The organism is Halobacillus litoralis (assembly GCF_009856415.1).
GTDB lineage: Bacteria > Bacillota > Bacilli > Bacillales > Halobacillaceae > Halobacillus > Halobacillus litoralis_C.
Window position 1 is genome coordinate 338,520 of the sequence record NZ_WMEZ01000002.1, and the last position, 24,672, is coordinate 363,191.

The following is a 24,672-nucleotide window of genomic DNA, read 5'->3' on the forward strand; positions in this document are numbered from 1 at the left end:
AACTGTAAGACCTGGTCACCCAATTCTTGGATGACCAGGTCTTACAGTTTCTGCCTTTTTCCATCTTCCCTTTCCTCCGTTCCAGCTAAAAAAGACTCGTCATTTCGACGAGTCTTCTCCGTGCTCTACCCTTTATAATATTTTCTCTGAGGCCGACCGACTTTGCCGTAGTTCATCTCCGCTCTGCCTTTCCCTATACTGATCAAATATTCCAGGTATCTGCGAGCTGTGGTTTTTGAAGCTCCCATCTTACCGCTTGCCTGTTCGGCAGTCAATCCTTTATCCCCCGCATCTGAAAGCATCCTCTCCACTTTCTCAAGCGTCAACGGATCGATGCCTTTAGGAACAGATATAGTAGTGGTCGCAGCCGCTTCATTTGAAGACTTTATCAACTGATCGACAGCTTCCTGATCGAATGTCTCAATTTGAGCCATGCGTTTTTTCCGTTCCTGATAGCTTTCAATCGTCTCCTGAAAACGCTCCATCGTAATCGGCTTGATAATATAATCAAACACGCCATATTTCAGCGCTTTTTCCACGACTTCTTTTTCCTGCGCGGCCGTAATCATGATCACATCCGTCTTGGGTGCAATGGAACGAATATCATGCAGAAGGTCGACGCCGAGCTGGTCAGGCATATACACATCCAACAAAAGCAGATCTGGCTGTTGTTCCTCAAGCATCTCTAAAGTCTCTTCACCATTCAAAGCCTTACCGACAACTTCCACACCATCAACCACTCGCAAGAATTGCGCATGCAGTTCAGCCACCCTGAAATCATCTTCACTAATCATCACCTTCATCAGGTCCACCTCCTGTCTGTTTTGGTAAAAAGATGGAAAACACAGCACCGCCTTCGTCACTATGATCCACTTCCATCGTTCCTGAAAGCTGCTCAACAATCTCCCTCACATTATGAAGACCATACCCCCGATAATCTCCTTCTTTCGTAGAGAAACCTCGAACAAACAGCGAACTGTACACGTCTTCGGGAATGCCAGGCCCGTTATCTGACACTTCAAAAACGATATCATGCCCTACATCCGTCACAAAAAACTCGACTCTCTTCTCCTTCTGTCGACTCACCGCTTCAAAAGCATTATCAATCAAGTTGCCTAACATAGTGACTAACTCCGTTCTTGTGATATGTGAGGGTACGTGCCGCAACTCCGAATCTTCCTGAATCGTGAAGTCCAATCGCTGTTCAGAGGCCATACTCATTTTCCCGGTCAGAATCGCCTGTACCGTTTCATCCTGGATCCTGTCAAAGATCAAAGCTTGATGCTTTTGCGACATATGGAAATCTTCTTCGATCATCCCCATCGCCTCTTCCTGTTTCCCTAACTGCAAAAGCCCAAGAAGCACATACATCTTGTTGGCATGCTCATGCGTCTGGGAGCGAAGACTTTCCGAGTGCCTCTTCACTTCCGACAACGTCTGGACCATGTTCCTGACTTCTGTCTTATCACGAAAACTGGAAACGACTCCGGCCACCTGTCCTTCATGCATAATCGGAGTTCGATTGACGATGACGACCTTATCCATCAAAATCATCTCCTCGTCCCTGGTCGCATCACCTGTTTCGAGCACCTTCAACATTTGCGTATTGGGAAAGACTTCAGAAATTAAATGCCCCTCGGCTCCCTCCGACAAGTTTAAGAGATCGATCGCCGACTGATTGATCATCGTCACCCGGCCCGCTGCATCAATGGATATGATCCCTTCTTTTATAGAAGAAAGAATGGCTTCACGCGTTTGATAAAAGGACGTGATTTCATAAGGTTCAAGACCAAGCGTATCTTTTCTTATACTCCGCGCCAGTAAAAGGCTTCCGACAGCCCCGACCACTAATACAAGGACTGCGACACCAAAGACGTTCTCAAGCTTATTCCACACAATCGACCGAACATCCTCCAGCAAGAATCCGACCGAGACGATACCGATAATATCCCCGTTCTCACCAATAATCGGCGCTTTGCCTCTCAAGGAGGGACCAAGCGTACCTTCTGCTTTCGATATGTAATATTCTCCATTGCTAAGTGCACGTTCGTTGTCTCCACCAACCATCCGCTTCCCTATTTTCCATTCATCAGGATGGGCATAGCGGATGCTGTCCTTATTCCCTATAACTACGAACTCAGCACCCGACTCCTCCTGCACACTTAGAGCGATCGGCTGAATGATTTCAGATGGGTTCTCTGTCTCGAACGCTTCTTTGATCGAAGGCATAAAAGAAACCGTACTTGCGACTTGGAGGGCGAGCTGTCCCATATGCTCTTCAACGTCTCTTTTTTCCATATACGCAAAAACTCCGGCTAATAGCCCGATTACCAACATAAGTAACGATAGGATCAACACCATAATCTTCGTGCGCAGGGAAACTTTCATTGACATCTCCACCTATGAAAACGTTATCTCAATCTATCGTAACATAGGAGAAGATTCTAGAGATTGCTAAATTCTGAATTTTTCATCTTCTGAAAACTCCCATTCTCATATTTCCTCATAAAAAAAGGATAAAGAAACGCCCAGACGTTTCTTTATCCGCTCCCGTATTTATTAAACGGTCCGCTCACTCCTTAATGGAAGGCTCGCCACCATGATGTATAATAATAGACTGATCATTCCACCAATGAATATATAAAAAGGTGTGTAATAAGGCAATCCAATCGACCAAACAGGCTCTCTCGGTCCAACATCACGCAGGACATAAGTAAATCCGATAAGATACACAGCCAACCTTTCCATTACGATGACAAAGAGACCTAGACGAATCACACTTTTCAACGAACTTTTTTCTCCAAGAATGACACTTGAAAACACTCCTAACAGGACATAGGGAAAAATCACCGTGAGTGCACCAATAAAAACACTTGATACCTCCGTCCCGCCCAAGAACCTTGAGTCCATGAAGTACCCGAACATCAGAACAAGAACGTAAAAAAATGCGGCCATCCCTATTCCTTCCAAGTATTTCTTCATATAAGCCTCCATTCTTAATTAACGATGCCTTACATTTAAATTTATTTTAACATAAGATCCCCAAACAAACTCCAAACCTAGTAATATATTCCATGTGATACAATTAAAGCAAAGGGGGTGTCTCTGTGCTAAAAACCCTGCTAAGCATCATAACCATTTGCACCATTGCCATATTTGGGTTATGGATCTATGAAAGTATGACAACTAAAGAAACCTCGGGCAATCCATATAGTGATACGATCCCCAGTAAAATGGGAAAACCTGATTCCAGTGAGTATATGTTCACGGAACGCTTTCCTTACACAGAAGAAGAAATCCTAGAAAAAACAGGATATGGTCCTAAAACAGGGGAAGGGTTTAACAGCAGCAATATGATCGCCTCTATTGCTGATTTCCAAATCAACCAACCTGGAGAAGAACAAGGGACATACATTGAAGGGATCCCAGAAGGTCATACAGTCAAAGTAGAACTAATTGAACGGACGAAAGAATTAGAGGAAATAGATAAGATAAATGAAGTGACATATGAAGAAGGCGAAAAAGGACTCGTCGCCACCCTTCCGGATAAAAGAGACCAACTTTATTCCCTTAGTGCCGAGATGATCAACGGGAATGGAAAGGTCATCGATACTTATGTCGGTATTGTCTATGTACCACCGGAGCCTGAAGTGAATGCAGAAGTTTCTACCGACAAGACTTCCTACTCTCCCACCGACACGATGGATTTCAGAATCACCAATTTCGGTCCTTCCAGGTTAAGTTATGGGGCCAGGTTCATCATTCAATCTTATGGGAATAAGGCTTGGAAGACTGTCGAAGGACCAGAAGCAGTCGTAGCTATGGAATATATTCTGCTTCCAAAGGAATCAACCATCCATACTGTCAAACTAGAATCCTATGATCTTGAAAAAGGAAAACACCGAATTATTAAGCGTCTGGGTGTTTCTGATACAGAAGTGGAAGAAGAATTGGCGGCTACCTTTATCGTGGAGTAGATGATGAAGTTCATGCTTCCAAACTTAAATAAAACGGCTGCCCCGGAGGACAGCCGTTTTATTTATCTAATCGTTGAAACGTATTCAAATGTCTCTTCACCGTCATTAATCTGGTAAACGACTTTGTTATCACTAGTCGTCCATAGTCCACCGTACTTAAAGGAAATGCTGATTCCGAATTGTTCCCCATAACTAATGACAGGATCGATTCCACTATTCTTAAGTTCCGCTTCCGTATAAGAACTGCGACGGGAATTATCTTCAAAGATTTCTATTTTCTCTACCGTCACATCTGTACGGGTGAGGTTATAAAAAGAAGTAGAAACCCTTTGGATTACGTTATTTACAGTAACAGAACCGTAGCTGTTAAATTGAAGCGAAGGTTTAATCCAAACGCTGACGCGGCTAGTCGCTTTTTTCCCATCTTGAGTTTCTACGGTAATCGTCGCAGAGCCTTCTCCTACAGCGGTAACAAGTCCTCCATCAGTAACCGTGGCTACTGAAGAGTCACTCGAACTCCATGTATAATCATCGTATGGGACTTCATGACTTAAGGAAGCTTCAAGCTGAATTTCTTTCCCTTTTTTCATACTATAAGAAGTATGATTCACGGATACACTCCCATTTCGATAATAGGAAAGGAGATATTCCGCAGCTTTAAGTTTATTCAAGCCTTGAATCGCGGCCGATTCATCAATGGCTAATGCTTGATTCACAAGTGAACGAGCTTCTTCTACTAGAGCAGCATCCTCTTGAGCAACTGGATCTGGCAATTCATTAATCGCTTTTTCTGCTGCTTCAATAGTTGGAGTCAGCGCATCATAAACTACTGTGAATTGATAAGATTCACGTTCAGTTGTGTAACTCAGGACATTCTCTCCATGTGTCAAAACTTCTTCAAGGTTCATCTCTTTTGTATTTCCACCAGGCAATGTAAGGCTTAGAGTCTCTTCATCAACCACTTCTACATCCAAAACACTCTCTGCAATTTCTACAGAAACCTCGGCTTTTTCCGCTTTGTTCCCTGCCTGGTCTTCAGCAGTATAAGTCAATGTGTATTTTCCAACCATGTCAGTGTCTACTTGACCTACAGGTTCACCATCTCTTGTAATCTGCATATCGACAGTCACTTCCCCATCGACATCATCCGTCGCTGAAACAATGGGCTGGTTAAAACTTAACCCTTTTTGAATGAAGTACTCTTTGAAACCATCGATAGTGATGACAGGTGGTTCTGTATCTGGAACTTCATATTGAACAAGGATATCTTCAAAGACCTTCCCTTTATATTCAAAAGAAACATTGTTCTCCCCGTCGACCAGCTCTTCATCAAGGTCGATTGTAACTGTCTCATTGTCCGTAAAATTGACAGCCAACTGGTTTTCACTCAGGACCTCAATGTTCTGAACTTCCAGGAAAAGTGTTCCTTGAGCCACTTCTGTATTGTAGGATAACAGCGCAAAGTCACCACGACGCATTTTGGCATTTGGTGAAAATGTTGTTGTCGTTGTACCGGAGATCAAGCCGTGAGAATATAGAGTTTTTAAATCTTCCATATACCATGCTCCATCTACCACATCTGTGAACGGCATCTCTTTTTCATCTTCTAACTCCAAGCCATATCCCTGGACAATCATACGTGCCAAAGCCGCCCGCGTAATGTTGTCTTTAGTACCGAACTTATTTTCACCTACACCAACGACAATGTTTGAATGATAGAGAGCATTGATGGCACCGGAATACCATACCCCTTGCTGCACATCTTCAAATGGGGCTGGTGGGGCATTCTCTTTATCTAGATTCAACAAATTTGCAAGCATAACTGAAGCTTCTGCACGAGTAATTTGATTTCGAATCTTGAATTCTCCACCTTCATAACCACTTACAATTTGTTTTTCAGCCAAAGCATGAATAGGTTCATAATAAACCGTTCCTTCTGGTACATCTGTGAACACTTGTGCATTTATTTTTACTGGATTGATCGTAGCAACCACAGATAAAGCCATGACAAGAATCACAAACATACGATAAACGTTTATTCTTTTCATAGTGCTAGTCCTCCCCTAAATGATTTCCATTCCCTATTAACCTATAAAGTGGTAATTATAAAAAGAGTATTATTACCTAAATGTTAAAGGTATGTTACAAAACTTTTACAAAACACTGAAAAAACACTAGATAATTGGGTCTATTGATATAATTAATTGGAAATATAAACCTAACTATTAAACCAAAGGGGAGAGTTCATGCTTTACTACTTGGATAGTCAGGACAAAGAAAACCTTCAGATGTTGAAAAGAACGAATTTGAAAAGCGTTGGATGGAGAGAAGAAGATTTAGAGGAATTATTGGTGAAAAACTTAGACCGTGTTTTAGACGAGGAAAATTTGATGCCTATTTTTACGGAAAGAAATTTTCAACCTGAGCCCGATATATTAGCACTGGATGAAACAGGGAAATTATACATTTTTGAATTGAAACGCTGGAAGTCCAAAGATGACAATCTACTACAAGTATTAAAATATGGACAAAAATACGGCCAGAAAAGTTACAAAGATCTTGAAAACATGTATTTCAAATTCAACCCGGATGCAGCGTCCCTCATCCAGGACCATAGGGAATATTTTAAGCTGGATTCAGAATCAGAAATCAAAGAAGAACACTTCAATCAACATCAACAATTTTTAATCGTCACCGATGGGACAGATTTCAAAACACGTAGAGCCATTAACTACTGGAAGAAAACAGGCCTTGATATAGAAGCGATCGTCTACCGTGTTTATACGACAGATGCTAACGAGCATTTAATTGAATTCAATACGTATTCCCCATTTCAAGATGTCATTGAACATGAACCGTCCAACTTCATTTTGAACACCAATCACAAAAGAAACCCCGCTTCCCATCAAGATATGCTTACCAAAGAAAAAGCAGCCGCTTATTACCACCCTTGGAAAAATAAAATCCAACGCATCCAAAAAGGAGACAAAGTCTTTCTCTACCAAAGTGGCAAAGGAATTGTCGCTATGGGAATCGGTACAGGAATAGTTAACAAAGAGGAATATCATGGAAAAGCAAATGAAGAATATAATATGAACTTAGAAGATTTCACCATCTTGAAAAAGCCTATGGCAGCCAAAAAAATGAAGGAAATTACAGATTCAAATTTCATGTTCAACCAGACGTTATTCTCCGTCGATAAAGAAAAAAGTGATCTGATTTGGAAACATATAAAAGAAAATCATATGTAAATACAAAAAAGCCTGCTAATATTAGCAGGCTTTTATATTTATGAAAAAATCGAATCATTCTTTGTGATTTCCTCATCCGAAAGCTATCCAATGTCCACTAATTGTCAACCACCTGTTCCGTTCGTTCGCTTAGCTCCTGGAATGACGGCATCAATGGACGGCTGATTCAAGTACCAGGCCATTACAATATGAGGAACCTCCACTCTCTTCCACTATAGGACGGTAACTCATCGACTTTAGCTAAATTCTGTTTAAATAAAAGTAGAGCCCTGGAAACAATAGATCCAGGGCTCTACTTTTTATGAGTTCAAGAAATTCAAAGCGGCTTGTCTATAGATTTCCGTCGTTTCTGCAAGTTCATCGATATCCACATACTCATCAATCTGATGCGGTACTTCGCGGTCTCCCGCTCCAATCGTCACGATCGGAACACCCGCTACATGTAAAAACGTACCGTCTGTCGCACCGGGAACGCCGTTATACACCGGTTCTTTTTTCAAAACGGTGCGGACCGCTTCTGAGATGGCTTTTACCACAGGTTCATCTTTCTCTGTTGATGTCCAAGGGCGATCCTCAATGACAGTGAAATCCGCTTTGAAATCCGGATCATCCTTCGCTAGCCGATCTAATATTTGCTGCAGTTCTTCTTTCAATACCTCATGGTCCTGACCAGGAACGGTGCGGATATCCAGCGTAGTCATGCATTGTTCCGGGATGACATTGATCTGGGCATCCCCTTTGGCCGGCGATTGTAAAATAGTCGGTGTGATACTAGGCCATCCTAAGGTTGGGTGTTTCCCAAGCCGCTCCTGCTCCCGTTTCTCCAGTTTCTCTAATTCAACGATGATCTTCGCCATCCGCCAGTTCGGGTTGATGCCACTCCATGAGATCGCTCCATGGGCCATTTTTCCATACGCATTCAAAACCACTCTCATAGCTCCGCGCTGGGCGATGCACACTTGATTCTCTTCAGGTTCACAAATGATGGCGCCATCTACTGCATCGGCCCACCCCTGCTTAATGAAGTGCTTGATGCCAATCATCATTCCTTCTTCATCACAAGGAATACATAAAATAATCTTCCCGGACCATTCCTCTTGATCTTCCAAAAGAGATTGGACAGCTGTGATCATGCAGGAGAGGTTCCCTTTTGTATCATTCGTCCCCCGCCCGTACATCCGCTCACCGACAATCTCCGCACCAAAAGGATCGTATGACCATGATCCATGGTCTCCTTCCGTCACGACATCCGTATGTCCTTCAAATAAAAGCGTTGGTCCTGGCTTTCCAGAGTCGATCACACCGATGACATTCGGACGCCCCGGCTCCACTTCCTCCACATGAACTTCGATGCCTAGTTTCTTCAGGTATTCGGCAACATAAAGAGCCGCTTTTTCCTCATTACCACCCTCCACTCCAGGTCTGTAAACACTCGGGATACGAACAAGTTCTTGAGTCAAAGAAATAACCCGCTTCCGATCACGAATTCTTCTCGTTTCGATTTGTGTATGAGACATAAATTACATGCTCCTCTCTAATTGGTCATGAGAAATGGATTGATTTTGAATGAGCGATTTGGTCAATAAACTAATAGTGACAAAGGCGATAAAGGAAAGGAGAATCGGGACGACGACGTTATGCATTCCGAATAAACTCGGAAAAAATTGATCAACGATGATATAAGAAACAATCCCGACAACCATCGATGCCAAAGCTCCGTATTTATTCCCACCATCCCAATAAAGACCGAGCACAACCGGCCAAATAAAGGTCGCTTCAAGTCCCCCGAAGGCAAATAGGTTCAGCCAAATCAGTAAATCCGGCGGGCTTAAGGCCATGAGAAAAACTAAAATTCCAAGGATGGCTGTAACACCAAAACTCATCCGCTTCACTCGTGTATGCGAAGCATCCGGCTTAATGTAATTTAAATACACATCTTTCACAACAGCAGAGCTGACAAGGAGCAGCAAGGAATCCACTGTGGACATGATGGCTGCCATCGGAGCAGCTAAAACAATACCAGCCAGCCATGGCGGCAGCACTTCCTGGGCAATCAAGGGCATTACTTTATCTCCCACTTCAATACCAGGAAGAATCGGACGTGCGAATACTCCGATCAAGTGCATGTTCAACATGATGAAACCTACGACAATCGTTCCGATAATGAGCGCACGGTGCATGGAACGAGAGTTTTTATAAGCCATAGCACGAACGGTTACCTGTGGCAGACCGACGACAGCGACACCGACAAGAATCCAGAAGGAGGAAACATAAGTCGGACTTAACCCACCATCGGCACCGTACGGAGTGACGAGGTTCGGGTTCTCTGCCGTAAGGTCTGCCATAATGTTGTCGATTCCGCCTCCTGCCATGATGGTCGCAATCAGCAAGATAAGCGTTCCTCCGAACATGACGACACCCTGGACCGTATCGGTAAGAGCGACCGCTTTGAACCCACCGATAATGACATAAACAAGAACAGAGACCGCAAAGATGAACAAGGCCGTCGTATAATTCAATCCAGTAAGAGATTCAATCAGACGTGCTCCCCCGACCCACTGGGCGGCCATGGCAGAAAAAAGGAAGATAATGATACTGAAAGCAGCTGTCAATACGACCCACTTACTTTGATAGCGGCCTTTCAAATAGTCGATGAGCGTGACCGCCTTATATCGACGGGCCATGATGGCGAACTTTTTACCGAGAATCATCAGTACAAAGTAACCGGTAGCTACCTGGGACATGGAAAGGAGTACCCAGCCGAAGCCTTGAGTATAAGCCACACCAGGGCCGCCGATGAAACTGCTCGCACTTCCATATGTAGCAATCATCGTCATGGCGAGGATAAATCCCCCGAGCTGCCTGCCTCCGAGGAAGTACTCCTGAAGGAAAGAATCTCCCGTTGCATTCTTAAGAGACCGACTCGACCAAAAGCCAATGGCAAAAATCAAAGCAAGAAAAATAGCGAGTGAAATGACGACTGGTGTGTTCATGTTTGTTCACCTTCCTCTTCATCGAAAGGAACTTCCACAAACCAGACCTTCACAACAAAAATGACGAGTAAAGCCATGATGATGAATCCTAGCACACAACTGTAAAAGAACCAGGAAGGTAACCCGAAGACGTATGAATAGTCTTCAGGTGTTCGATCTCCGAGACCATAAGCGAAAGCAAACCACCAGATGAAGTTGAACACCGCAAGAGCGACTCCAATCAAGGCTTCCCTGTTGGCAATCCTGAACCGGTCATCCTGTTTTTTCTTCCTTTCTTTTTCCAAGACCCCATCTCCTTTTTTATAGAGTTGAAAACTTCCAAGATAAAAGTTTTCATTGATTCATAGGGTGATCAAAGAAAATTGCAATTACATCTTGACCGCGACATTTTTCAAAATCGTATAGTTTTTCAGTGCTTCAAGCCCTTTTTCTCTGCCGAAGCCACTTTTTTTGTATCCACCAAAAGGCATCTGGATGCCTCCACCAGCGCCATAGTTATTGATGAATACCTGTCCGGCTCTTATTTTCCTGGCTAGACGGTGCGCGCGCCCGATGTTTTCGGTCCACACACCTGTTACCAATCCATAAGGGGTGTCATTGGCAAGTTGTATGGCCTCTTGTTCTTCTTTAAAAGTGAACACGCTGAGCACGGGTCCGAATATTTCTTCCTGGGCCACTTCACTATGGGCATCGAGACCATCAATGATCGTCGGAGCAAGAAAATAACCATTTTCACATCCATCAACATCGACACGCTCGCCCCCTGTTAAGAACGAGGCGTTTTCCTTCTTCGCAATGTCCAAAAACATTTCAATCCGCTCGTATTGCTTCTGTGACAAAACGGGTCCCAAGTCAGGATCGTCCAAACCTCTCCCAAGGCTTAAGCTCTCCATTTGTTTCTGAATACGTTGTAAAAATTCTTCCTTTATCCCTTCTTGTATGAGAAGGCGCGAACCCGCCGAACACGTCTGACCGGCATTTTGGACAATCGATTTGACGACCCACTTCGCAGCCTCGTCCAACTTAGCATCAGCAAAAACGATATTTGGAGACTTGCCGCCAAGTTCCAACGTGACAGGCACGATATTCTTTGAACCTGCTTCCATGACGAGCCTCCCCGTCTGGACAGAACCAGTAAAGGTGATATGGTTGACCTCTGGATGATGAATCAACGCATCCCCGGCTTCTTTTCCGTAGCCCGTAACGACATTGAACACTCCTTTAGGTAAAGAGGTTTCATCAAAAAGTTCTGCGAGTTTAAGGGCTGTAAGAGGCGTATCCTCCGCAGGCTTTACGACAACGGTGTTCCCTGTGGCAATGGCAGCGGCCGTACTTCGTGAAGTAATCTGGATTGGATAGTTCCACGGAATGATATGCGCCGTCACTCCGACTGGCTCCCTCACCGTGTAATCCAATACATCCGCCTGGACAGGGATGGTTTCACCAAAGATTTTGTCAGCCATGCCTGCGTAATATTCAAAATAACGAGCGGCCGCTTCCACATCTCCTCGAGCTTGAGAAATCGGCTTTCCCGTATCCTTCGTTTCCATTTGAGCGAACTCTTCAGCCGCTGCTCTGATTCTCCCTGCCATGTCAAAAAGAATCCTTCCGCGCTCTTCAGCTGCAAAATCCTGCCATTCGTCAGATTCAAAGGTCTTCCGTGCGGTCAGCACAGTTCGATGAACATCCTCTTTGCCGCCTCTTGGTACTTCTGCAATGACTTCTTGTGTCGCTGGATCTTTCGTAGCTAGCGTTCTTTGATCCTCACCCTCTACCCATTCACCACCAACATACATGTGCTTCATACCTTCACCCCTCCTCTTTTTACAGTCCTCTTCCTCCATCAACGTTCAAGACACTTCCTGTCACCATCCGTGCACCGTCAGAGCTTAAATACATCGCGGCTTCTGCGATATCTTCAGGTGTCACCAACTCACCTAGCGGGACGCTTTTCTTAAAAGTATCTTCTTTCACCTGATCGACGTCCCCGCCTTCTGGACTGAATTTCCCCAGCATACTCGTATCAGATGGACCCGGATTGATGGCATTCACGCGAATTTTGTATTCGGCCAGTTCAATGGCAAGCGCTTTAGTAAAAGCTAACGCGCCTCCCTTTGATGTGACATAGGCATTCAAACCCGGCCGCGGACGCTCAGCAGCAATAGAAGCAACATTGGTGATCACACCAGCACGCTGCTCTTTCATTCCTTTTACCACTTCTTTGTTTATAAGGAATAAAGAAGTCGTATTCACAGCCAAAAGTCGATCCCAATCGGCGACTTCCACTTCATCAATCGGTGTCGCAGGCTGAGCGATTCCTAAAGTATTCACTAATATGGAGATAGGTCCCAGAAATTCCGTCGCTTTTTCGACGGCCTCCCTCACTTCTATTTCCTCTGTAAGGTTAGCGGAAATGACCTCCAATTGATCGCCATATTCGTTTTTCCACTTTTCCACCTCATCAACATGCAGATCGAGAGCCGCTACTTTCGCTCCTTCTTCTAAAAACCGCTTCGTAATGACTTGCCCCATTCCACCATTGGCCCCTGTCACGACAACATTTTTATTTTGAAAATTCATCGATTCTCCTCCTACATCTGATGGTAGATTTGTTTGACAATGGCATCTCCGGTTTCAAACGTTTTCGCATTCCCTCCCATGTCAGGTGTCAAGAATTCTCCAGTTTCTATGACTTTTTCGATAGCAGTCATCACGATCAAAGCAAGGTCTTCTCTCCCTAGATGCTCAAGCATCAAAGCTGCCGACCAAACTTGTGCTATCGGGTTCGCCATTTGTTTTCCAGTAATATCAGGAGCTGAACCATGAATTGGCTCAAACATGGATGGGTAATCCCCTTCCGGATTCAAGTTCGCGGACGGGGATAACCCTAATCCACCGACAAGCGCCGCTCCAAGGTCCGTTAGAATATCACCGAATAAATTGGAAGCGACGATGACGTCAAAGGATTCCGGACGCTGGACTAGATGGGCAACCAAGGCATCAATGTAGACATCTTCCACTGCTATCCCTTCGTAATGCATGGCTATCTCTTTGACTGATTCATCCCACAGTCTCATTGAATGGACAATGGCATTGGATTTCGTTGCGTTCACTACGCTTTTCACATCATTCTTCTGAGCATAGTCGAACGCATAACGGGCCAGACGCTGCACCCCTTTTTTCGTAATCACCGTATTTTGAATGGCCAGTTCATCCGAAGTTTCCTGATACAACCGACCACCGATGTTGGAGTACTCCCCTTCCGCGTTCTCTCTGAAGACGTAGAAGTCTATCGGACCATCCGCTTGAATGGGACTCTGCACTCCAGGCAATTGTTTGATCGGGCGGAGGTTCACATATTGATGAAAGTTTTTCCGGATCGGCATGATCAAGTCCCAGATCGGGATGTGTTCGGGAACACGACGGTCACCAATCGCTCCAAAGAAGATGGCGTCATACTCTTTTAAAGTTGCCAGACCGTCTTCCGGCATCATGCGGTTATGCTTCAGGTAATATTCTGAATTCCAATCAAAGGATGTCGTTTCTAACTGGAAGGACGAATCCGTTTTGGTTAAAGCGTCCAAGACTTTCATCCCTTCCTCTACGACTTCAGGACCAATGCCGTCCCCTGGCAGTACAGCTAATCGATAAGTTTTCACATAATCCCTCCTCGTCTTTTTATTCAATGAACCATAGGCTTAAGAATGGTAAAAAGGAAACAATCAAAACATCGATAATCATAATGATGATGAACGGAATAATTGCACGGACGAGCTTTTCAAATTTGGTCCCCGCAATATTCGCAGCGACGAATAAGTTCACACCCACAGGAGGCGTAATAAAGCCGATCGCTAAATTCACGATCATAATGATGCCGAAATGCGTAAGGTCAATGCCCATCGCGTTGGCAATCGGAACGAGAATCGGTGTCAGGATAATGATGGCTGCTGAAGTCTCCAAAAACACCCCGACGAATATGAGTAGAAGATTGATGATCAACAGAGCGATGATCCAATTATCGGTCACGCCGAGCATCGCTTCCGTCAATTGAGCGGGGATGCGTTCACGTGTCAGGTAATAACCGAAAGCAGAGGCTCCCGCGATGATGAACATGATGACCGCTGATATGACAACAGAAGAAGAAAAGATCTCAGTCAAGTCCGGAAGTTTGATTTCTCTATAGATGAATACGCCAACAATCAATCCGTAAACAACAGCTACGACCGCAGCTTCTGTAGCTGTAAAAATACCCCCATAGATACCGCCAAGGATGATGACAGGCATTAAAAGAGCTAAAATCGCATCCGCAAATGCTCTCAAAAACTCTTTGAAGGAATGGGACTCTCCGCCTCCATATCCCTCTTTTACAGAAATGAAAAAAACAAGAACCATTAAGGAACCAACGACCAACACTCCTGGAACAATGCCGGCAAGGAACAAGTCACTGATTGAAACACCAGCCGTCACCCCGTAAAGAACAAGGGGCACACTCGGAGGAATCATAATCCCTACCGTCCCTCCAGCCGCTTGCAAGGCAGTTGAAAAGCTTTTGTCATAGCCTTTTTTCACCATCGCCGGTATCAACAAAGAACCAACGGCAGCTGTCGTAGCCGCAGCTGACCCTGAAATCGCTGCGAAAAACGCACAAGCGACAATTGACACAATGGCCAATCCACCTTTGACTCGCCCAACGATGACATTAGCAAAATGAATCAACCTTCGTGAGATGCCGCCGTTTTCCATCAGCTTTCCAGCTAGAATGAAAAAGGGAACCGCCAATAATGGAAAAGAGTCGACCGAATTGAACATACGCTGAACAATGACGATGATCGATAAGTTTCCCTCAATCAGAAAAACGATGGTCGCCGCCATCCCGAGCGTGACAGCGATCGGGACATTGATTAAAAAAAGGAGGATCAGGATACTAAAGAGCAGGATCGTCATGCGATTCGCCCTCCTTTTTCAACACATCTGAAATCGTATTGGCGAGTAAATTAATGATAAGAAAAATGCCGCTGATCGGAATGACAAGATAGACAAATCCCATCGGCAGATCGAGGACGGGTGATGTCTGGCTCGTCGATTTACTGACAAGCTGAAATCCGTAAATGACAAGTATTGAAAAGAATGAAAGACTGACGACACCTGCGAGGACGGCCATGATTTTTCTCCCAAGTAAAGGAAAGGAGTTCACGAAAAACTCCACGCTCAGATGGGCTCGTAGCGACATCGCATAAGCCGCTCCCAGAAAAGTGATCCAAATCAGACAGTACCGCGCTAATTCTTCCGTCCATGCCAATGGCTGTTCAATGAGAAAACGGAAGACCACCTGCATGAATACAGAAACGGTCAATACAGCCAGCAAAAGATTCAGGAAATGTTTCATCCCCAGGTTTATGTACTTTAAGATCGATTGGATGATAACTCCTCCTCTCTGAATGAAGAAACAGGAAAGAGAAGGAATTCCCTCCCCCAATCCCCATTACTCTTGCGCATCAAGGATCTGATTCAATAAATCCTGATATTCAATTTGATCATACACAGGCTTCACGGCTTCCTGGAACGGTTGGGTATCGACTTCTTCGATGATCTGCATCCCTTCATCCTTCAACGTTTGCAGAGACTCTTTTTCCATCTCTACAATCATCTCTCGTTCCATCGCACCGACTTTCTGCCCTTCTTCCATGACGATGTCACGGAGATCTTCCGGAAGCTCATCATAGGTTTGCTGACTCATCATATAAATGGCAACGGAATACACGTGGCCTGTTAACGTCATGTGTTCCTGGTTGGCTTCATAAAGCTTGAACTGGTCGGCCACAATCGCCGGGTTCTCCTGTGCATCCACGACTCCTTGCTGCAGGGCCGTCAATGCCTCTGTCCAAGCCATCGGCGTCGGCTGCGCTCCTAATTCCTCGAAAGCTGCCAAGTGAATTTCGTTTTCCTGGGTACGGATTTTCAACCCTTCAAGATCGGCAGGCTTTTCAATCGGACGCACACTGTTCGTTACATGTCTGTAGCCATTTTCGCCCCAGGAAAGTCCGATGATTCCTTCTTCCTTCATTTTGGAAAAGAGCGTATCTCCGACTTCCCCTTCTAAAACGTTGACCGCCTCGTCACGATTTTTAAAGATAAAAGGAGCATCAAGGACGGCCAGTTCTGGAACAAAGTTCGTAACAGGAGCGGTGGAAGAAACGACAAGATCGACCGTTCCAAGTGTCATACCTTCCGTCAGTTCGCGCTCTGCCCCGATTTCACTGTTCGGGAACACTTCGATTTTCACTCGTCCATCTGTCCGTTCTTCCACGTTTTCCGCCATTTCAAGAAACCCTAAATGATAAGGGTGATCCTCTGGTAAAGAATGACCAGCCTGAAGGGTGTATGTTTCTTCGCCACCATCAGAAGAAGCATCATCACTTCCACATGCAGTCAAAACCATCAAGAACAATAGAGAAACCAACCAAAACAATCCTTTTTTCATTATTCAGCCCCCTACACCCTGTCGAAAATCTTCCCAGGGTTCATGATTTGATTCGGATCAAGCGCCATTTTAATTTGCTGCATCACTTCAAAGGAGTCGCCATGTTCCAACTGCTGGTATTTCATTTTTCCGACTCCTACGCCATGTTCTCCCGTACATGTCCCTCCTCTTTGTAGGGCATGATGGACGATGGCTTCATTGAATAGATCCGCTTTCCGCTTCTCTTCTGCATTTTCTGGATCAATCATGAGTAACGCATGAAAATTCCCATCACCCACATGACCAAGTAAAGCACCCTCCAGTGAAAGCGCATCCATTTGTTCGCGTGCATGTTGAATGCCAAGCGCTAACTGAGAGATCGGCAGGCAGACATCTGTAACCATCATTTTCTTCCCGGGATGTCCGTGAACGAAAGAATACGCAAGGTTATGACGCGCTTCCCACAACTCATTTCTTCCTTTCACATCTTTTTCAAACTCGATATCCATGCCGTCTGCATCAGCTAATAACTCTTCAGCAAAAGAAATGTCATGATGAACACTTGCTTCATTTCCATGAAATTCAATGAACAAGGTCGGTGCTTCCTTGAAACTCTTCTCATTCGACTCGTTCACTTGTTTGATCGATGCCTCGTCAACGAGCTCCACCCTTGCGAGCTGAATGCCTGCAGATAACAATTGAATCACCGCTTCCACCGCTTGATTCAGGTGTTTGAAAGAAACACGGGCAGCGACGATGGTTTCAGGAATTCCGTACACTTGAAGTGTGAGCTTCGTGATGCATCCAAGTGTTCCTTCTGATCCTACAAACAGACTGCTCAAATGATATCCAGAAGAAGACTTCGCTGCGTGTGTCCCTGTTTGAATGATCTTCCCATTCGGAAGCACCACTTCTAAGCTCCTCACCTGGTCTTTCATCACTCCATATTTCACAGCTGTCGTTCCACTTGCATTCGTAGCGGCCATTCCACCAAGGGTAGCATCCGCTCCTGGATCGACAGAAAAGAATAAACCATACGGCTTTAACTTCTTATTCAATTGCGACCGTGTCACACCAGGATCAACGGTTACAAGAAAATCATCTGGTTTGACTTCGATTTGCTGGTTCATCGATGAAAAATCAAGACTGATTCCACCATGGTAAGGAATCACATGTCCTTCCAGGCTTGTCCCCAATCCAAATGGAACAACCGGAACTTGAAATTCATTGGCTATTTTGATGATTCTAGAAACTTCCTCACTCGATTCTGGAAAAACGACTACATCAGGGTTCCTAGGTTTTAGATAGGCCTCATCTTTGCTGTGCTGAGCCAAAATCGTCTCATTTGTAGTGACCCGATCCTTTGAAGTGGCTTGAATCAGTGCTTCAATGACTTCTATCATCTTTCTCCTCCTTTCCTGAATTTCGCCTGAACTTCAATGAAGATCTTCTTCAATACATGACCGAAAAATAAAAGCTATTGACGTGTACATCATATGTATGATGTATTATATATAGTATATTATCTGAATATTCGAACGATGTAAATGACTTCTATGGAAAATTCTGAAATATTAAAATACTTTTATGTGAGGATGTTTTTATTGAATCTTACATTCAACAGAATTCACCCGAATCAAACGAAGACGATGGGGATTGTTTCCTTAATTAAGGACTATTTAATTGAGGGGAAGCTGAAACCTGGAGATAAATTGCCAACCGAAATGGAACTGATTGAACAATTAGGAGTGAGCCGTACACCTGTCCGGGAAGCGATCAAGATCCTTGAATCGATCGGTGTCATTCAAATCAAGCGTGGAGAGGGGATGTTCATTACAGATAACTCATCAAAACTGACGATGAACCCGCTGATCTTCAGTTTGATCATGCATAGTCATAACCTCGAGCAGCTCATCGAATTTCGCCAACATTTTGAAATGCTGCTAATGAACATGGTCATAACGAAAGAAAAGAAAGATTTGGAGAAAATCGAAGCCGTGTATTACTCCCAAGTGGAACGGATGACACCAGACTTGACCCCCGAGGAGCTTGTCGATATTGATTTAGAATTCCACTATGCCATTTTAGAAGAGACGGAAAATCCATTCACCATGGAAATCGGCCGCACCATCTACGAATTGATCCGTCCGAAAATGGTCCATTTCAAGGATCCAGGGGGGATTGAAAGAACCTTGGCTACCCATAAAGAACACTTGGAATTTTTGAAAGGTGAGAAGGTCTTCGATACGAAGGAAGCAGTCACGCAAATGATTAAGAACAACGAGGATATGATTAAAGAATAAAAACACCCACCCTTCGATTTGGATGGATGTTTAGAATTGCTATTAGAGATTCGAAAGAAAGGAATCTCAAACGATATTTGAGAATCAACGCATACTCGCGGCGACACCCTTTTAAAAGAAAAAGTCTTGCTGATGAATCAAATCATGAGGAGAAGAGTTCGATTGAAGAACTCTTCTTTATTTTGTTCATTAACCGTGAGTACTACCGCAACATACACTACTCGATCATTCTTCAACATTAAATTCAACAGCTAATTGTTCCGTGATTCCCGTATGTGCCGCGTCGAAAGTCTTTACAACCCTATAAGTCCCCGGGTTAACATTTTGCTTTTCTAAGTCAATGTCCTGAACTGACGTTTCATGGGGATCGAGAAAATAACCAATATCCTCAAAAGCCTCATATTTGTTAATACTTCTCCATCCTCCCATACTTTGTTTTTCTAAAGAATAACCCTTACCAAAAGTTAACTGTGTCGGCCCCCAGTTCTCCACTTTGACTTGTATGGTTTCATCCATTCCATATGAGTCTTCCTCCACGGACAACCGAGCATTAAATTCCTCCCGCGGCACATAAAAAAGAGATACATCCGTATCTAACACTTCATCATTTTCACTAAGCGCTTCTTGACTGTAAGTGTAAATGGCGCCTTTTTTCTTTGGAAGCTCCACAGTCAATTTTTCACCATTCCTGAAAACCTCTTCCTTCACCATGTCAACTTTCTTTAAGTTACGATTTCTTTCTACAAGTTGGACCCGCACTTTATGATTAGGAAAGGATTCAAACGTCCCAACACTTTCTCCGGGTTCAGCCATAAAGAACGTGGTTGTTAGGTAGATTCCCTTGAAAAACTCTCCCGTAAAAGGCTCGTATCCTGATTTCTCACTAATCTCTTCAGTTGACCATTCTTTAAAGTCCGGCACATCCATTGAGTTCGGAGAACCTATATGGTCTGGAATGTCATTCGATGATTCACCGCCAGCACCACCACTACTACTGCTACTACTGGTAAAGGGAGCACACCCTACAACTAGGAACAAAACCATCAAAGGTCCCACCCACCATTTCACCTTGATCACCTCTCGTTAAATTCCACATTCCCATTCGGAAAGTTTTCAGTATGGGATATGGTATTTTATACCTGTATACAATAAGACGATTATCTTTCATTTCCGTTACACTCTCTTTACCAAATTCACTCTTTATGGTGATGTGTCTATGAAATGAAGAGTAGTGTGATTACACATAAGACGATTTTTTCATTAAAAAACGTCCACCTCTTAGAAAATAGAGATGGACGTTTGGTTCTATCTTTGATTTAAACTTCTTCTATTATCAATTCCCTGTGAAGACCAAGCGAGAAAACTTTGTTGGAAACATCAATACTTAAGAAAAGATTTCACTGATTTTTGATACTTCCTGATCGGTCAATTGCACATCCAACGTCTTCAAGTTATCGACCACCTGTTCCGTACGCTTCGCACCGGGAATAACAGCCTCAATAGATGGCTGATTCAAATACCAGGCCAAAACAATATGAGGAACCTCCACTCTTTTCTCTTCAGCTATAGGACGTAACTGATCAACTTTAGCTAAATTTTGTTTGAAGTTATCCCCTTGGAAAAGAGGATTCTTCGCACGGAAATCGTCAAATGTCGTATTCTCATCATATTTTCCAGCCAGAAGACCGGATGCAAATGGGAAGTAAGGGACGAATGAGATTTGATTGTCAGCCGTATAAGGCAGCATTTCGTTTTCCGCTTCGCGCTTGAAAAGGTTGTACTCCCCTTGGATGACATCCACATAACCGTCTTTGTTGGCTTCTTTCAGTTGCTCCACCGAGAAGTTGGAAACCCCAATGGACCGTATCTTCCCTTCATCTTTCAACTCTTTCAATGCACCCACCGCTTCGTCCTTCGGTGTCTCCTCGTCAGGAAAATGGATGTAGTAGAGGTCGATATAGTCCGTGCTCAAGCGTTGAAGGCTGTCTTCCACCGATTTTTTCAAGAAGGATGGTTCATTATTGAAAACGACATCTTCTCCCTTAAATTGGTGTGCTCCCTTTGTAGCCAGAACAATTTCATCCCTTTTATACTCTTTCATGACCTCTCCGACAAGTTCCTCGGAACGTTCAGGTCCATAGATGAATGCAGTATCCAAAAAATTCATTCCGTGATTCAATGCTGCGCGGACCACGTCTTTTCCGGCTTCTTCATCTAAATTAGGATAAATGTTATGGCCTCCAACGGCGTTTGTCCCAAGTCCGATCGGGTTCACATGTAAATCTGACTTTCCTAACTGTGTCTTTTTCATCGCTTTTACATCTCCCTTGGAAAAGTTCATCTTCTTACATTGTTTACCACATGCTTTTCCAAGAGAAACAAAAGAGTGCACAATGACTTCTTAATCAGTTTCCCAAAACACCAATTACCGTCTCTACTAACACACGAGAAGCATCAGGCATGGCACTTTGATCAAATGTCATATGAGGGTGGTGCAACCCAGGCTGCAAATCACATCCAACGGCAAGCATTGAAGCCTTCAACTCCGGCTTTCGGATCGTGTAAAAGTGGAAATCGTCTCCTCCGGTCGTTTGAATGGCTGGTTTTAAGGCATCTTCTCCCCTGACTTTAAGAATCCCCTGTTCCAAATAACTTGCTGCTTCCTCGTTAATCACAGCCGCAGGAACTTGTGCCTTCTCGTCTACCTGAACACCCGTACCATGCAAGTTTGATAGCGCATGACAGGCTGATTTTATTTTAGCCATCAATTCATCCATGACCTCATTCGTCTGGGCTCTTACATCAATAGAAAACGTCGCTCGACCTGGTATGATGTTCGTACTTTTCCCTCCGCTGTGGAACGAGGTCACTTTTGCCGAGTGTGGGACCATGGGATCCACATGGATGTTATTAAGCAACTGCACCAATTCTGCTCCTAGTTCAATGGCATTTTTATTTAGATGCGGTCTGGCACCATGAGCGTCTTCCCCTTCTATCCGTCCCTCGAGAAATCGGACAGCCCCGTGCTGAATGGCTGGGGAAAACTCTCCCGACCGCAATTCCTGGATCGGCCTCAAGTGCAAGCCAAAAAGATAATCGACATCATCCACGACTCCCTTTTCGACCATGGCAATTGCTCCTTCAATCGTTTCCTCCGCTGGTTGAAAAATGACGCGCAACGTCCCTTTCCAATCTGCCCGTCGCTCTTCCAATGCAAAAAGAGTATGAAGCACAATCGACATGTGGGCATCGTGGCCGCATGAATGATTCGCTCTGAATTCTCCGTCCACTTCCTGCCAAAGAGCGTCTATGTCTGCCCGGATGGCTACACATGGTTTTCCTTGACCAAGTTCGGCGACCACCCCAGGACAATCATTAAAACGTTGTACTCTGAAGCTCGTCTTTCCTAGTAGTCTTTCTATGTAATCGGTCGTATTATTTTCATGCCAGCTAATTTCCGGATGATCATGTAAATGTTTGTATATTTTCCCAATTGATGGGTGGCCTTTATTTTCCATATCTCCACTCACTCCTATCATAATTTCTCGTAATTCCTTTACCTTACAAATACGTGTTAGAACTCTAAAACTCCTCCCTACTTTTCACTAAGTAAGGAGGAGTAGATTACTCACTCTTTTTTTAATCGTCCTCATAATATCATGAGAGGATTCAACCCAGTAAAAGCGTCCACATTTACAAACCTTGACCACATGCCCTGGGCTGAGAAAGTAATCATCTACTTACATGAAAAAGGAATTATTCATGGATATGAAGATCAAGCGTTCAAACCGGAGGAGTACAATACAAAAGCAGAAGTTTCTGACATGATTGACCAAGCCTATGACATCCAGCAAAAAAGAGATAATCCGCATCAATTTGTCGATGTCCCGGATGTTGAATGGGCTGTTGAAAGTGTAATGGATTTGCACTCCAAGCTCATCATTATTGGATGTCTAGCGAGCCCATTTAAGCCGAACAAAAATATTACGCGTGACGTTTTTTCAAGGGTTCTATCCTCAACCATTTTGCTTTGTTGAAGTAATTTTTACATAGAAATTTAATAAAAACCAAGTCACGCGAACAATATAGTTTTGATTTGTTATATTTTATTGTAATCATTCAATATCGCTATCATTATTTGACTCTACTTAAGTTCTACTCCTAATAAGACGATATAGATATCAAGTAAAGCCCTAAAAGGATGATTACATGTTTGATAAATGGTTTCAAAAAAGGAAAAAAGCGTTACAAACCGAAAAAGCACTAAACAGGCAAAAGAACCCCGCTCCTCCAAAGAGTGAAGAAGTTAGTAAAAGGAAGGGAGAAATAGGGGAATATAAAATTAATATTCAATTGGACCAAATGCCCAAAGAATATCTACATATGAGTGACCTAATGATCAAGAATAGTAAAGCGAAATCTGACTACTCTCAGATTGATCATATCCTGATTACTGACTTTGGAATCTTTGTTATTGAAACTAAGAATTATCAAGGAACTGTTTACGGAGGTAAAGATAGAAAAACGTGGTCTGTGAATGGAAAATTCAAAATGATGAATCCGTTCTATCAAAACTATGGCCATATCCAAGCATTGATTTCGGTTATTGGAAAAGAATATGAAGACCGTATGATTTCTATCGTATCCTTCACGAAACGATGCACTTTTAAAATAGATTCGGACCTTCGAGATATTAAGCAGAATCAACTTATAGTTTATGATGTAGAACTAAGCGAATTCATTAACCGTAAAATAAATGTACAAAAGCTGATTCATAAAGAACCTTTACTCACAAATATAGAAATTAACAATATCTATGATCAAATCAACAAACATCATATTACTGATCCTAATGTGGTGGATAAGCATGTGGAAGCTCTTAATAGAAGTTCAACTACTACTTGCGAGATTTGCAAAAAAGAAGTATCAGACAAAGTAAAGGAATTTTGCCTTAATAATAGACGTTTTAAAGGAAAAGTTTATTGCTACACACATCAGAAAATGTAATAGAGAAATTAACTGCACCTACCTAACAAGAGATGTCTCACCCAATAAACAGAAAAGTTGTTGTGATATACCTGACATGTGGGGATTATTGCTAACATCCTTATAGAAGGCTAAAGTCAATTGTTTAAAGACTTTAGCCTGTTTAATATAGCGAACTTGGTCCTAATCTCCAATTATAATCCTGATGGAATCAATACTTTTCAAAAAATCTTTTCTTCCGCTTATCCATAGCTTTAGTATATCCTGAATTTTTCTCTCACACTTTCATATGAGACTTCCACTTCCCTAACCAGTTCACACTACCCCAGGAGATCCACCCTCTTCTCTTATTAAACTCCTAGGCTATCTTTAGACACAAAAAAACCCAAACCAGTGAAGACTGATGCTTCATCCGTTTGAGTCCCATTTAAATGATTCTTTATGCTCCCATTGTGGAGAGCGGTTGTTTTTCCAGTTGTTCCTCTTGTTCCTTTTTCATTTGAAGAACCTTCATTCGTTCTAGTTCCAACTCTTCCTGAAGTCGTTCATTCTCTTTCACAAGATAATCCCTTTGATCAAGGATTCTAATCATATCTTCTCTCATAATAGGTTCCCTCCTCTTATGTTATCGGTCTCTTTTTAAGAATTTGTAGAAAAATGACGGTTTCTATCTTTTTATAGGAATCATTTACCCAACATGGC

Annotated in this window: 23 protein-coding genes; 5 read left to right on the plus strand and 18 right to left on the minus strand. The window is 43.4% G+C overall.

Annotated features, from left to right (window positions below; all coding sequences use genetic code 11):
* Positions 1 to 125: 125 nt before the first annotated feature.
* From GLV98_RS07315 to GLV98_RS07325, 3 genes are all read right to left on the minus strand, one after another.
* Positions 126 to 803, minus strand: a complete 678-nt coding sequence (locus GLV98_RS07315; RefSeq protein ID WP_202409957.1) for a response regulator — start codon at positions 801 to 803, stop codon at positions 126 to 128.
* Entirely contained in the window at positions 787 to 2,388 is a 1,602-nt protein-coding gene (locus GLV98_RS07320; RefSeq protein WP_160913579.1) for an ATP-binding protein, read from the minus strand. The genes GLV98_RS07315 and GLV98_RS07320 overlap by 17 nt, the downstream gene beginning before the upstream one ends.
* Positions 2,389 to 2,559: 171 nt before the next feature.
* Complete coding sequence (locus GLV98_RS07325) at positions 2,560 to 2,982, minus strand: hypothetical protein (protein ID WP_160913589.1); 423 nt, start codon at positions 2,980 to 2,982, stop codon at positions 2,560 to 2,562.
* 125 nt (positions 2,983 to 3,107) lie between these two features.
* On the opposite strand from GLV98_RS07325, the gene GLV98_RS07330 reads away from it, so the two are divergent.
* The gene (locus tag GLV98_RS07330) at positions 3,108 to 3,977 is read left to right on the plus strand and encodes an immunoglobulin-like domain-containing protein (RefSeq protein ID WP_160913591.1); all 870 of its coding nucleotides are present in this window, start codon (positions 3,108 to 3,110) and stop codon (positions 3,975 to 3,977) included.
* Positions 3,978 to 4,039: 62 nt separating this feature from the next.
* On the opposite strand, the gene GLV98_RS07335 is transcribed toward GLV98_RS07330, so the two are convergent.
* Positions 4,040 to 6,025 carry an S-layer homology domain-containing protein gene (locus tag GLV98_RS07335; RefSeq protein WP_160913593.1) on the minus strand — a complete coding sequence of 662 codons (1,986 nt, stop codon included), beginning with the start codon at positions 6,023 to 6,025 and terminating at the stop codon, positions 4,040 to 4,042.
* 198 nt (positions 6,026 to 6,223) lie between these two features.
* On the opposite strand from GLV98_RS07335, the gene GLV98_RS07340 reads away from it, so the two are divergent.
* Positions 6,224 to 7,228, plus strand: coding sequence for an EVE domain-containing protein (locus tag GLV98_RS07340; protein ID WP_160913595.1), 1,005 nt, complete (start codon positions 6,224 to 6,226; stop codon positions 7,226 to 7,228).
* Between the two features lie 299 nt (positions 7,229 to 7,527).
* Here GLV98_RS07340 and GLV98_RS07345 read toward each other — a convergent pair whose 3' ends face one another.
* The 10 genes from GLV98_RS07345 to GLV98_RS07390 form a co-directional block, all read right to left on the minus strand.
* Positions 7,528 to 8,745, minus strand: a complete 1,218-nt coding sequence (locus GLV98_RS07345; RefSeq protein ID WP_160913597.1) for a M20 family metallopeptidase — start codon at positions 8,743 to 8,745, stop codon at positions 7,528 to 7,530.
* A gap of 3 nt (positions 8,746 to 8,748) precedes the next feature.
* A complete protein-coding gene (gene panF, locus GLV98_RS07350; RefSeq protein ID WP_160913600.1) occupies positions 8,749 to 10,221 on the minus strand; it encodes a sodium/pantothenate symporter in 1,473 nt (490 codons plus the stop codon).
* The gene (locus GLV98_RS07355; protein ID WP_160913602.1) at positions 10,218 to 10,505 is read right to left on the minus strand and encodes a YhdT family protein; all 288 of its coding nucleotides are present in this window, start codon (positions 10,503 to 10,505) and stop codon (positions 10,218 to 10,220) included. Before GLV98_RS07355 ends, panF begins: the two co-directional genes overlap by 4 nt.
* A gap of 84 nt (positions 10,506 to 10,589) precedes the next feature.
* Entirely contained in the window at positions 10,590 to 12,026 is a 1,437-nt protein-coding gene (locus GLV98_RS07360) for an aldehyde dehydrogenase family protein (protein WP_160913604.1), read from the minus strand.
* Between the two features lie 19 nt (positions 12,027 to 12,045).
* On the minus strand, positions 12,046 to 12,801 hold the full coding sequence (locus tag GLV98_RS07365; RefSeq protein ID WP_160913606.1) for an SDR family NAD(P)-dependent oxidoreductase: 756 nt from the start codon (positions 12,799 to 12,801) through the stop codon (positions 12,046 to 12,048).
* Positions 12,802 to 12,812: 11 nt separating this feature from the next.
* Positions 12,813 to 13,880 carry a tartrate dehydrogenase gene (locus GLV98_RS07370; RefSeq protein WP_160913608.1) on the minus strand — a complete coding sequence of 356 codons (1,068 nt, stop codon included), beginning with the start codon at positions 13,878 to 13,880 and terminating at the stop codon, positions 12,813 to 12,815.
* 19 nt (positions 13,881 to 13,899) lie between these two features.
* Positions 13,900 to 15,165, minus strand: coding sequence for a TRAP transporter large permease (locus tag GLV98_RS07375; protein ID WP_160913610.1), 1,266 nt, complete (start codon positions 15,163 to 15,165; stop codon positions 13,900 to 13,902).
* Complete coding sequence (locus tag GLV98_RS07380; protein ID WP_237417064.1) at positions 15,146 to 15,697, minus strand: TRAP transporter small permease; 552 nt, start codon at positions 15,695 to 15,697, stop codon at positions 15,146 to 15,148. The genes GLV98_RS07375 and GLV98_RS07380 overlap by 20 nt, the downstream gene beginning before the upstream one ends.
* A gap of 6 nt (positions 15,698 to 15,703) precedes the next feature.
* The gene (locus tag GLV98_RS07385) at positions 15,704 to 16,702 is read right to left on the minus strand and encodes a TRAP transporter substrate-binding protein (protein WP_160913612.1); all 999 of its coding nucleotides are present in this window, start codon (positions 16,700 to 16,702) and stop codon (positions 15,704 to 15,706) included.
* Between the two features lie 11 nt (positions 16,703 to 16,713).
* The gene (locus tag GLV98_RS07390) at positions 16,714 to 18,084 is read right to left on the minus strand and encodes an FAD-binding oxidoreductase (protein ID WP_160913614.1); all 1,371 of its coding nucleotides are present in this window, start codon (positions 18,082 to 18,084) and stop codon (positions 16,714 to 16,716) included.
* Between the two features lie 192 nt (positions 18,085 to 18,276).
* Between GLV98_RS07390 and GLV98_RS07395 the strand changes: the two genes are divergently transcribed.
* Positions 18,277 to 18,984, plus strand: a complete 708-nt coding sequence (locus tag GLV98_RS07395) for a GntR family transcriptional regulator (protein ID WP_160913617.1) — start codon at positions 18,277 to 18,279, stop codon at positions 18,982 to 18,984.
* Between the two features lie 225 nt (positions 18,985 to 19,209).
* Here the strand turns inward: GLV98_RS07395 and GLV98_RS07400 are convergent, their stop codons facing one another.
* The 3 genes from GLV98_RS07400 to GLV98_RS07410 all read right to left on the minus strand — a co-directional run bounded on the left by GLV98_RS07400 (position 19,210) and on the right by GLV98_RS07410 (position 22,502).
* A complete protein-coding gene (locus GLV98_RS07400) occupies positions 19,210 to 20,052 on the minus strand; it encodes an immunoglobulin-like domain-containing protein (RefSeq protein WP_160913619.1) in 843 nt (280 codons plus the stop codon).
* Positions 20,053 to 20,368: 316 nt separating this feature from the next.
* Positions 20,369 to 21,295, minus strand: a complete 927-nt coding sequence (locus GLV98_RS07405) for an aldo/keto reductase (protein ID WP_160913621.1) — start codon at positions 21,293 to 21,295, stop codon at positions 20,369 to 20,371.
* A 94-nt stretch (positions 21,296 to 21,389) separates the two neighbouring features.
* Positions 21,390 to 22,502: a M20 peptidase aminoacylase family protein gene (locus GLV98_RS07410; RefSeq protein ID WP_160913623.1), complete on the minus strand. Its 1,113-nt coding sequence runs from the start codon at positions 22,500 to 22,502 to the stop codon at positions 21,390 to 21,392.
* A gap of 141 nt (positions 22,503 to 22,643) precedes the next feature.
* Here GLV98_RS07410 and GLV98_RS07415 point away from each other — a divergent pair, with 141 nt between their 5' ends.
* Both GLV98_RS07415 and GLV98_RS07420 read left to right on the plus strand, forming a co-directional pair.
* The gene (locus GLV98_RS07415; RefSeq protein ID WP_160913625.1) at positions 22,644 to 23,021 is read left to right on the plus strand and encodes an S-layer homology domain-containing protein; all 378 of its coding nucleotides are present in this window, start codon (positions 22,644 to 22,646) and stop codon (positions 23,019 to 23,021) included.
* 172 nt (positions 23,022 to 23,193) lie between these two features.
* Complete coding sequence (locus GLV98_RS07420; protein WP_160913627.1) at positions 23,194 to 23,991, plus strand: nuclease-related domain-containing protein; 798 nt, start codon at positions 23,194 to 23,196, stop codon at positions 23,989 to 23,991.
* Positions 23,992 to 24,409: 418 nt separating this feature from the next.
* Here GLV98_RS07420 and GLV98_RS07425 read toward each other — a convergent pair whose 3' ends face one another.
* Entirely contained in the window at positions 24,410 to 24,574 is a 165-nt protein-coding gene (locus GLV98_RS07425) for a hypothetical protein (protein WP_160913629.1), read from the minus strand.
* Positions 24,575 to 24,672 lie beyond the last annotated feature (98 nt).

What these genes read in the sequence shown, in the direction of transcription:
- GLV98_RS07375 (WP_160913610.1), bottom strand. Translation starts at nt 15,165, where the DNA reads ATGACGATCCTGCTCTTTAGTATCCTGATCCTCCTTTTTTTAATCAAT.
- GLV98_RS07415 (WP_160913625.1), top strand. Translation starts at nt 22,644, where the DNA reads ATGAGAGGATTCAACCCAGTAAAAGCGTCCACATTTACAAACCTTGAC.
- GLV98_RS07335 (WP_160913593.1), bottom strand. Translation starts at nt 6,025, where the DNA reads ATGAAAAGAATAAACGTTTATCGTATGTTTGTGATTCTTGTCATGGCT.
- GLV98_RS07405 (WP_160913621.1), bottom strand. Translation starts at nt 21,295, where the DNA reads ATGAAAAAGACACAGTTAGGAAAGTCAGATTTACATGTGAACCCGATC.
- GLV98_RS07360 (WP_160913604.1), bottom strand. Translation starts at nt 12,026, where the DNA reads ATGAAGCACATGTATGTTGGTGGTGAATGGGTAGAGGGTGAGGATCAA.
- GLV98_RS07420 (WP_160913627.1), top strand. Translation starts at nt 23,194, where the DNA reads ATGTTTGATAAATGGTTTCAAAAAAGGAAAAAAGCGTTACAAACCGAA.
- GLV98_RS07390 (WP_160913614.1), bottom strand. Translation starts at nt 18,084, where the DNA reads ATGATAGAAGTCATTGAAGCACTGATTCAAGCCACTTCAAAGGATCGG.
- GLV98_RS07395 (WP_160913617.1), top strand. Translation starts at nt 18,277, where the DNA reads ATGTTTTTATTGAATCTTACATTCAACAGAATTCACCCGAATCAAACG.
- panF (WP_160913600.1), bottom strand. Translation starts at nt 10,221, where the DNA reads ATGAACACACCAGTCGTCATTTCACTCGCTATTTTTCTTGCTTTGATT.
- GLV98_RS07320 (WP_160913579.1), bottom strand. Translation starts at nt 2,388, where the DNA reads ATGAAAGTTTCCCTGCGCACGAAGATTATGGTGTTGATCCTATCGTTA.
- GLV98_RS07425 (WP_160913629.1), bottom strand. Translation starts at nt 24,574, where the DNA reads ATGAGAGAAGATATGATTAGAATCCTTGATCAAAGGGATTATCTTGTG.
- GLV98_RS07325 (WP_160913589.1), bottom strand. Translation starts at nt 2,982, where the DNA reads ATGAAGAAATACTTGGAAGGAATAGGGATGGCCGCATTTTTTTACGTT.
- GLV98_RS07365 (WP_160913606.1), bottom strand. Translation starts at nt 12,801, where the DNA reads ATGAATTTTCAAAATAAAAATGTTGTCGTGACAGGGGCCAATGGTGGA.
- GLV98_RS07385 (WP_160913612.1), bottom strand. Translation starts at nt 16,702, where the DNA reads ATGAAAAAAGGATTGTTTTGGTTGGTTTCTCTATTGTTCTTGATGGTT.
- GLV98_RS07315 (WP_202409957.1), bottom strand. Translation starts at nt 803, where the DNA reads ATGAAGGTGATGATTAGTGAAGATGATTTCAGGGTGGCTGAACTGCAT.
- GLV98_RS07345 (WP_160913597.1), bottom strand. Translation starts at nt 8,745, where the DNA reads ATGTCTCATACACAAATCGAAACGAGAAGAATTCGTGATCGGAAGCGG.
- GLV98_RS07410 (WP_160913623.1), bottom strand. Translation starts at nt 22,502, where the DNA reads ATGGAAAATAAAGGCCACCCATCAATTGGGAAAATATACAAACATTTA.
- GLV98_RS07340 (WP_160913595.1), top strand. Translation starts at nt 6,224, where the DNA reads ATGCTTTACTACTTGGATAGTCAGGACAAAGAAAACCTTCAGATGTTG.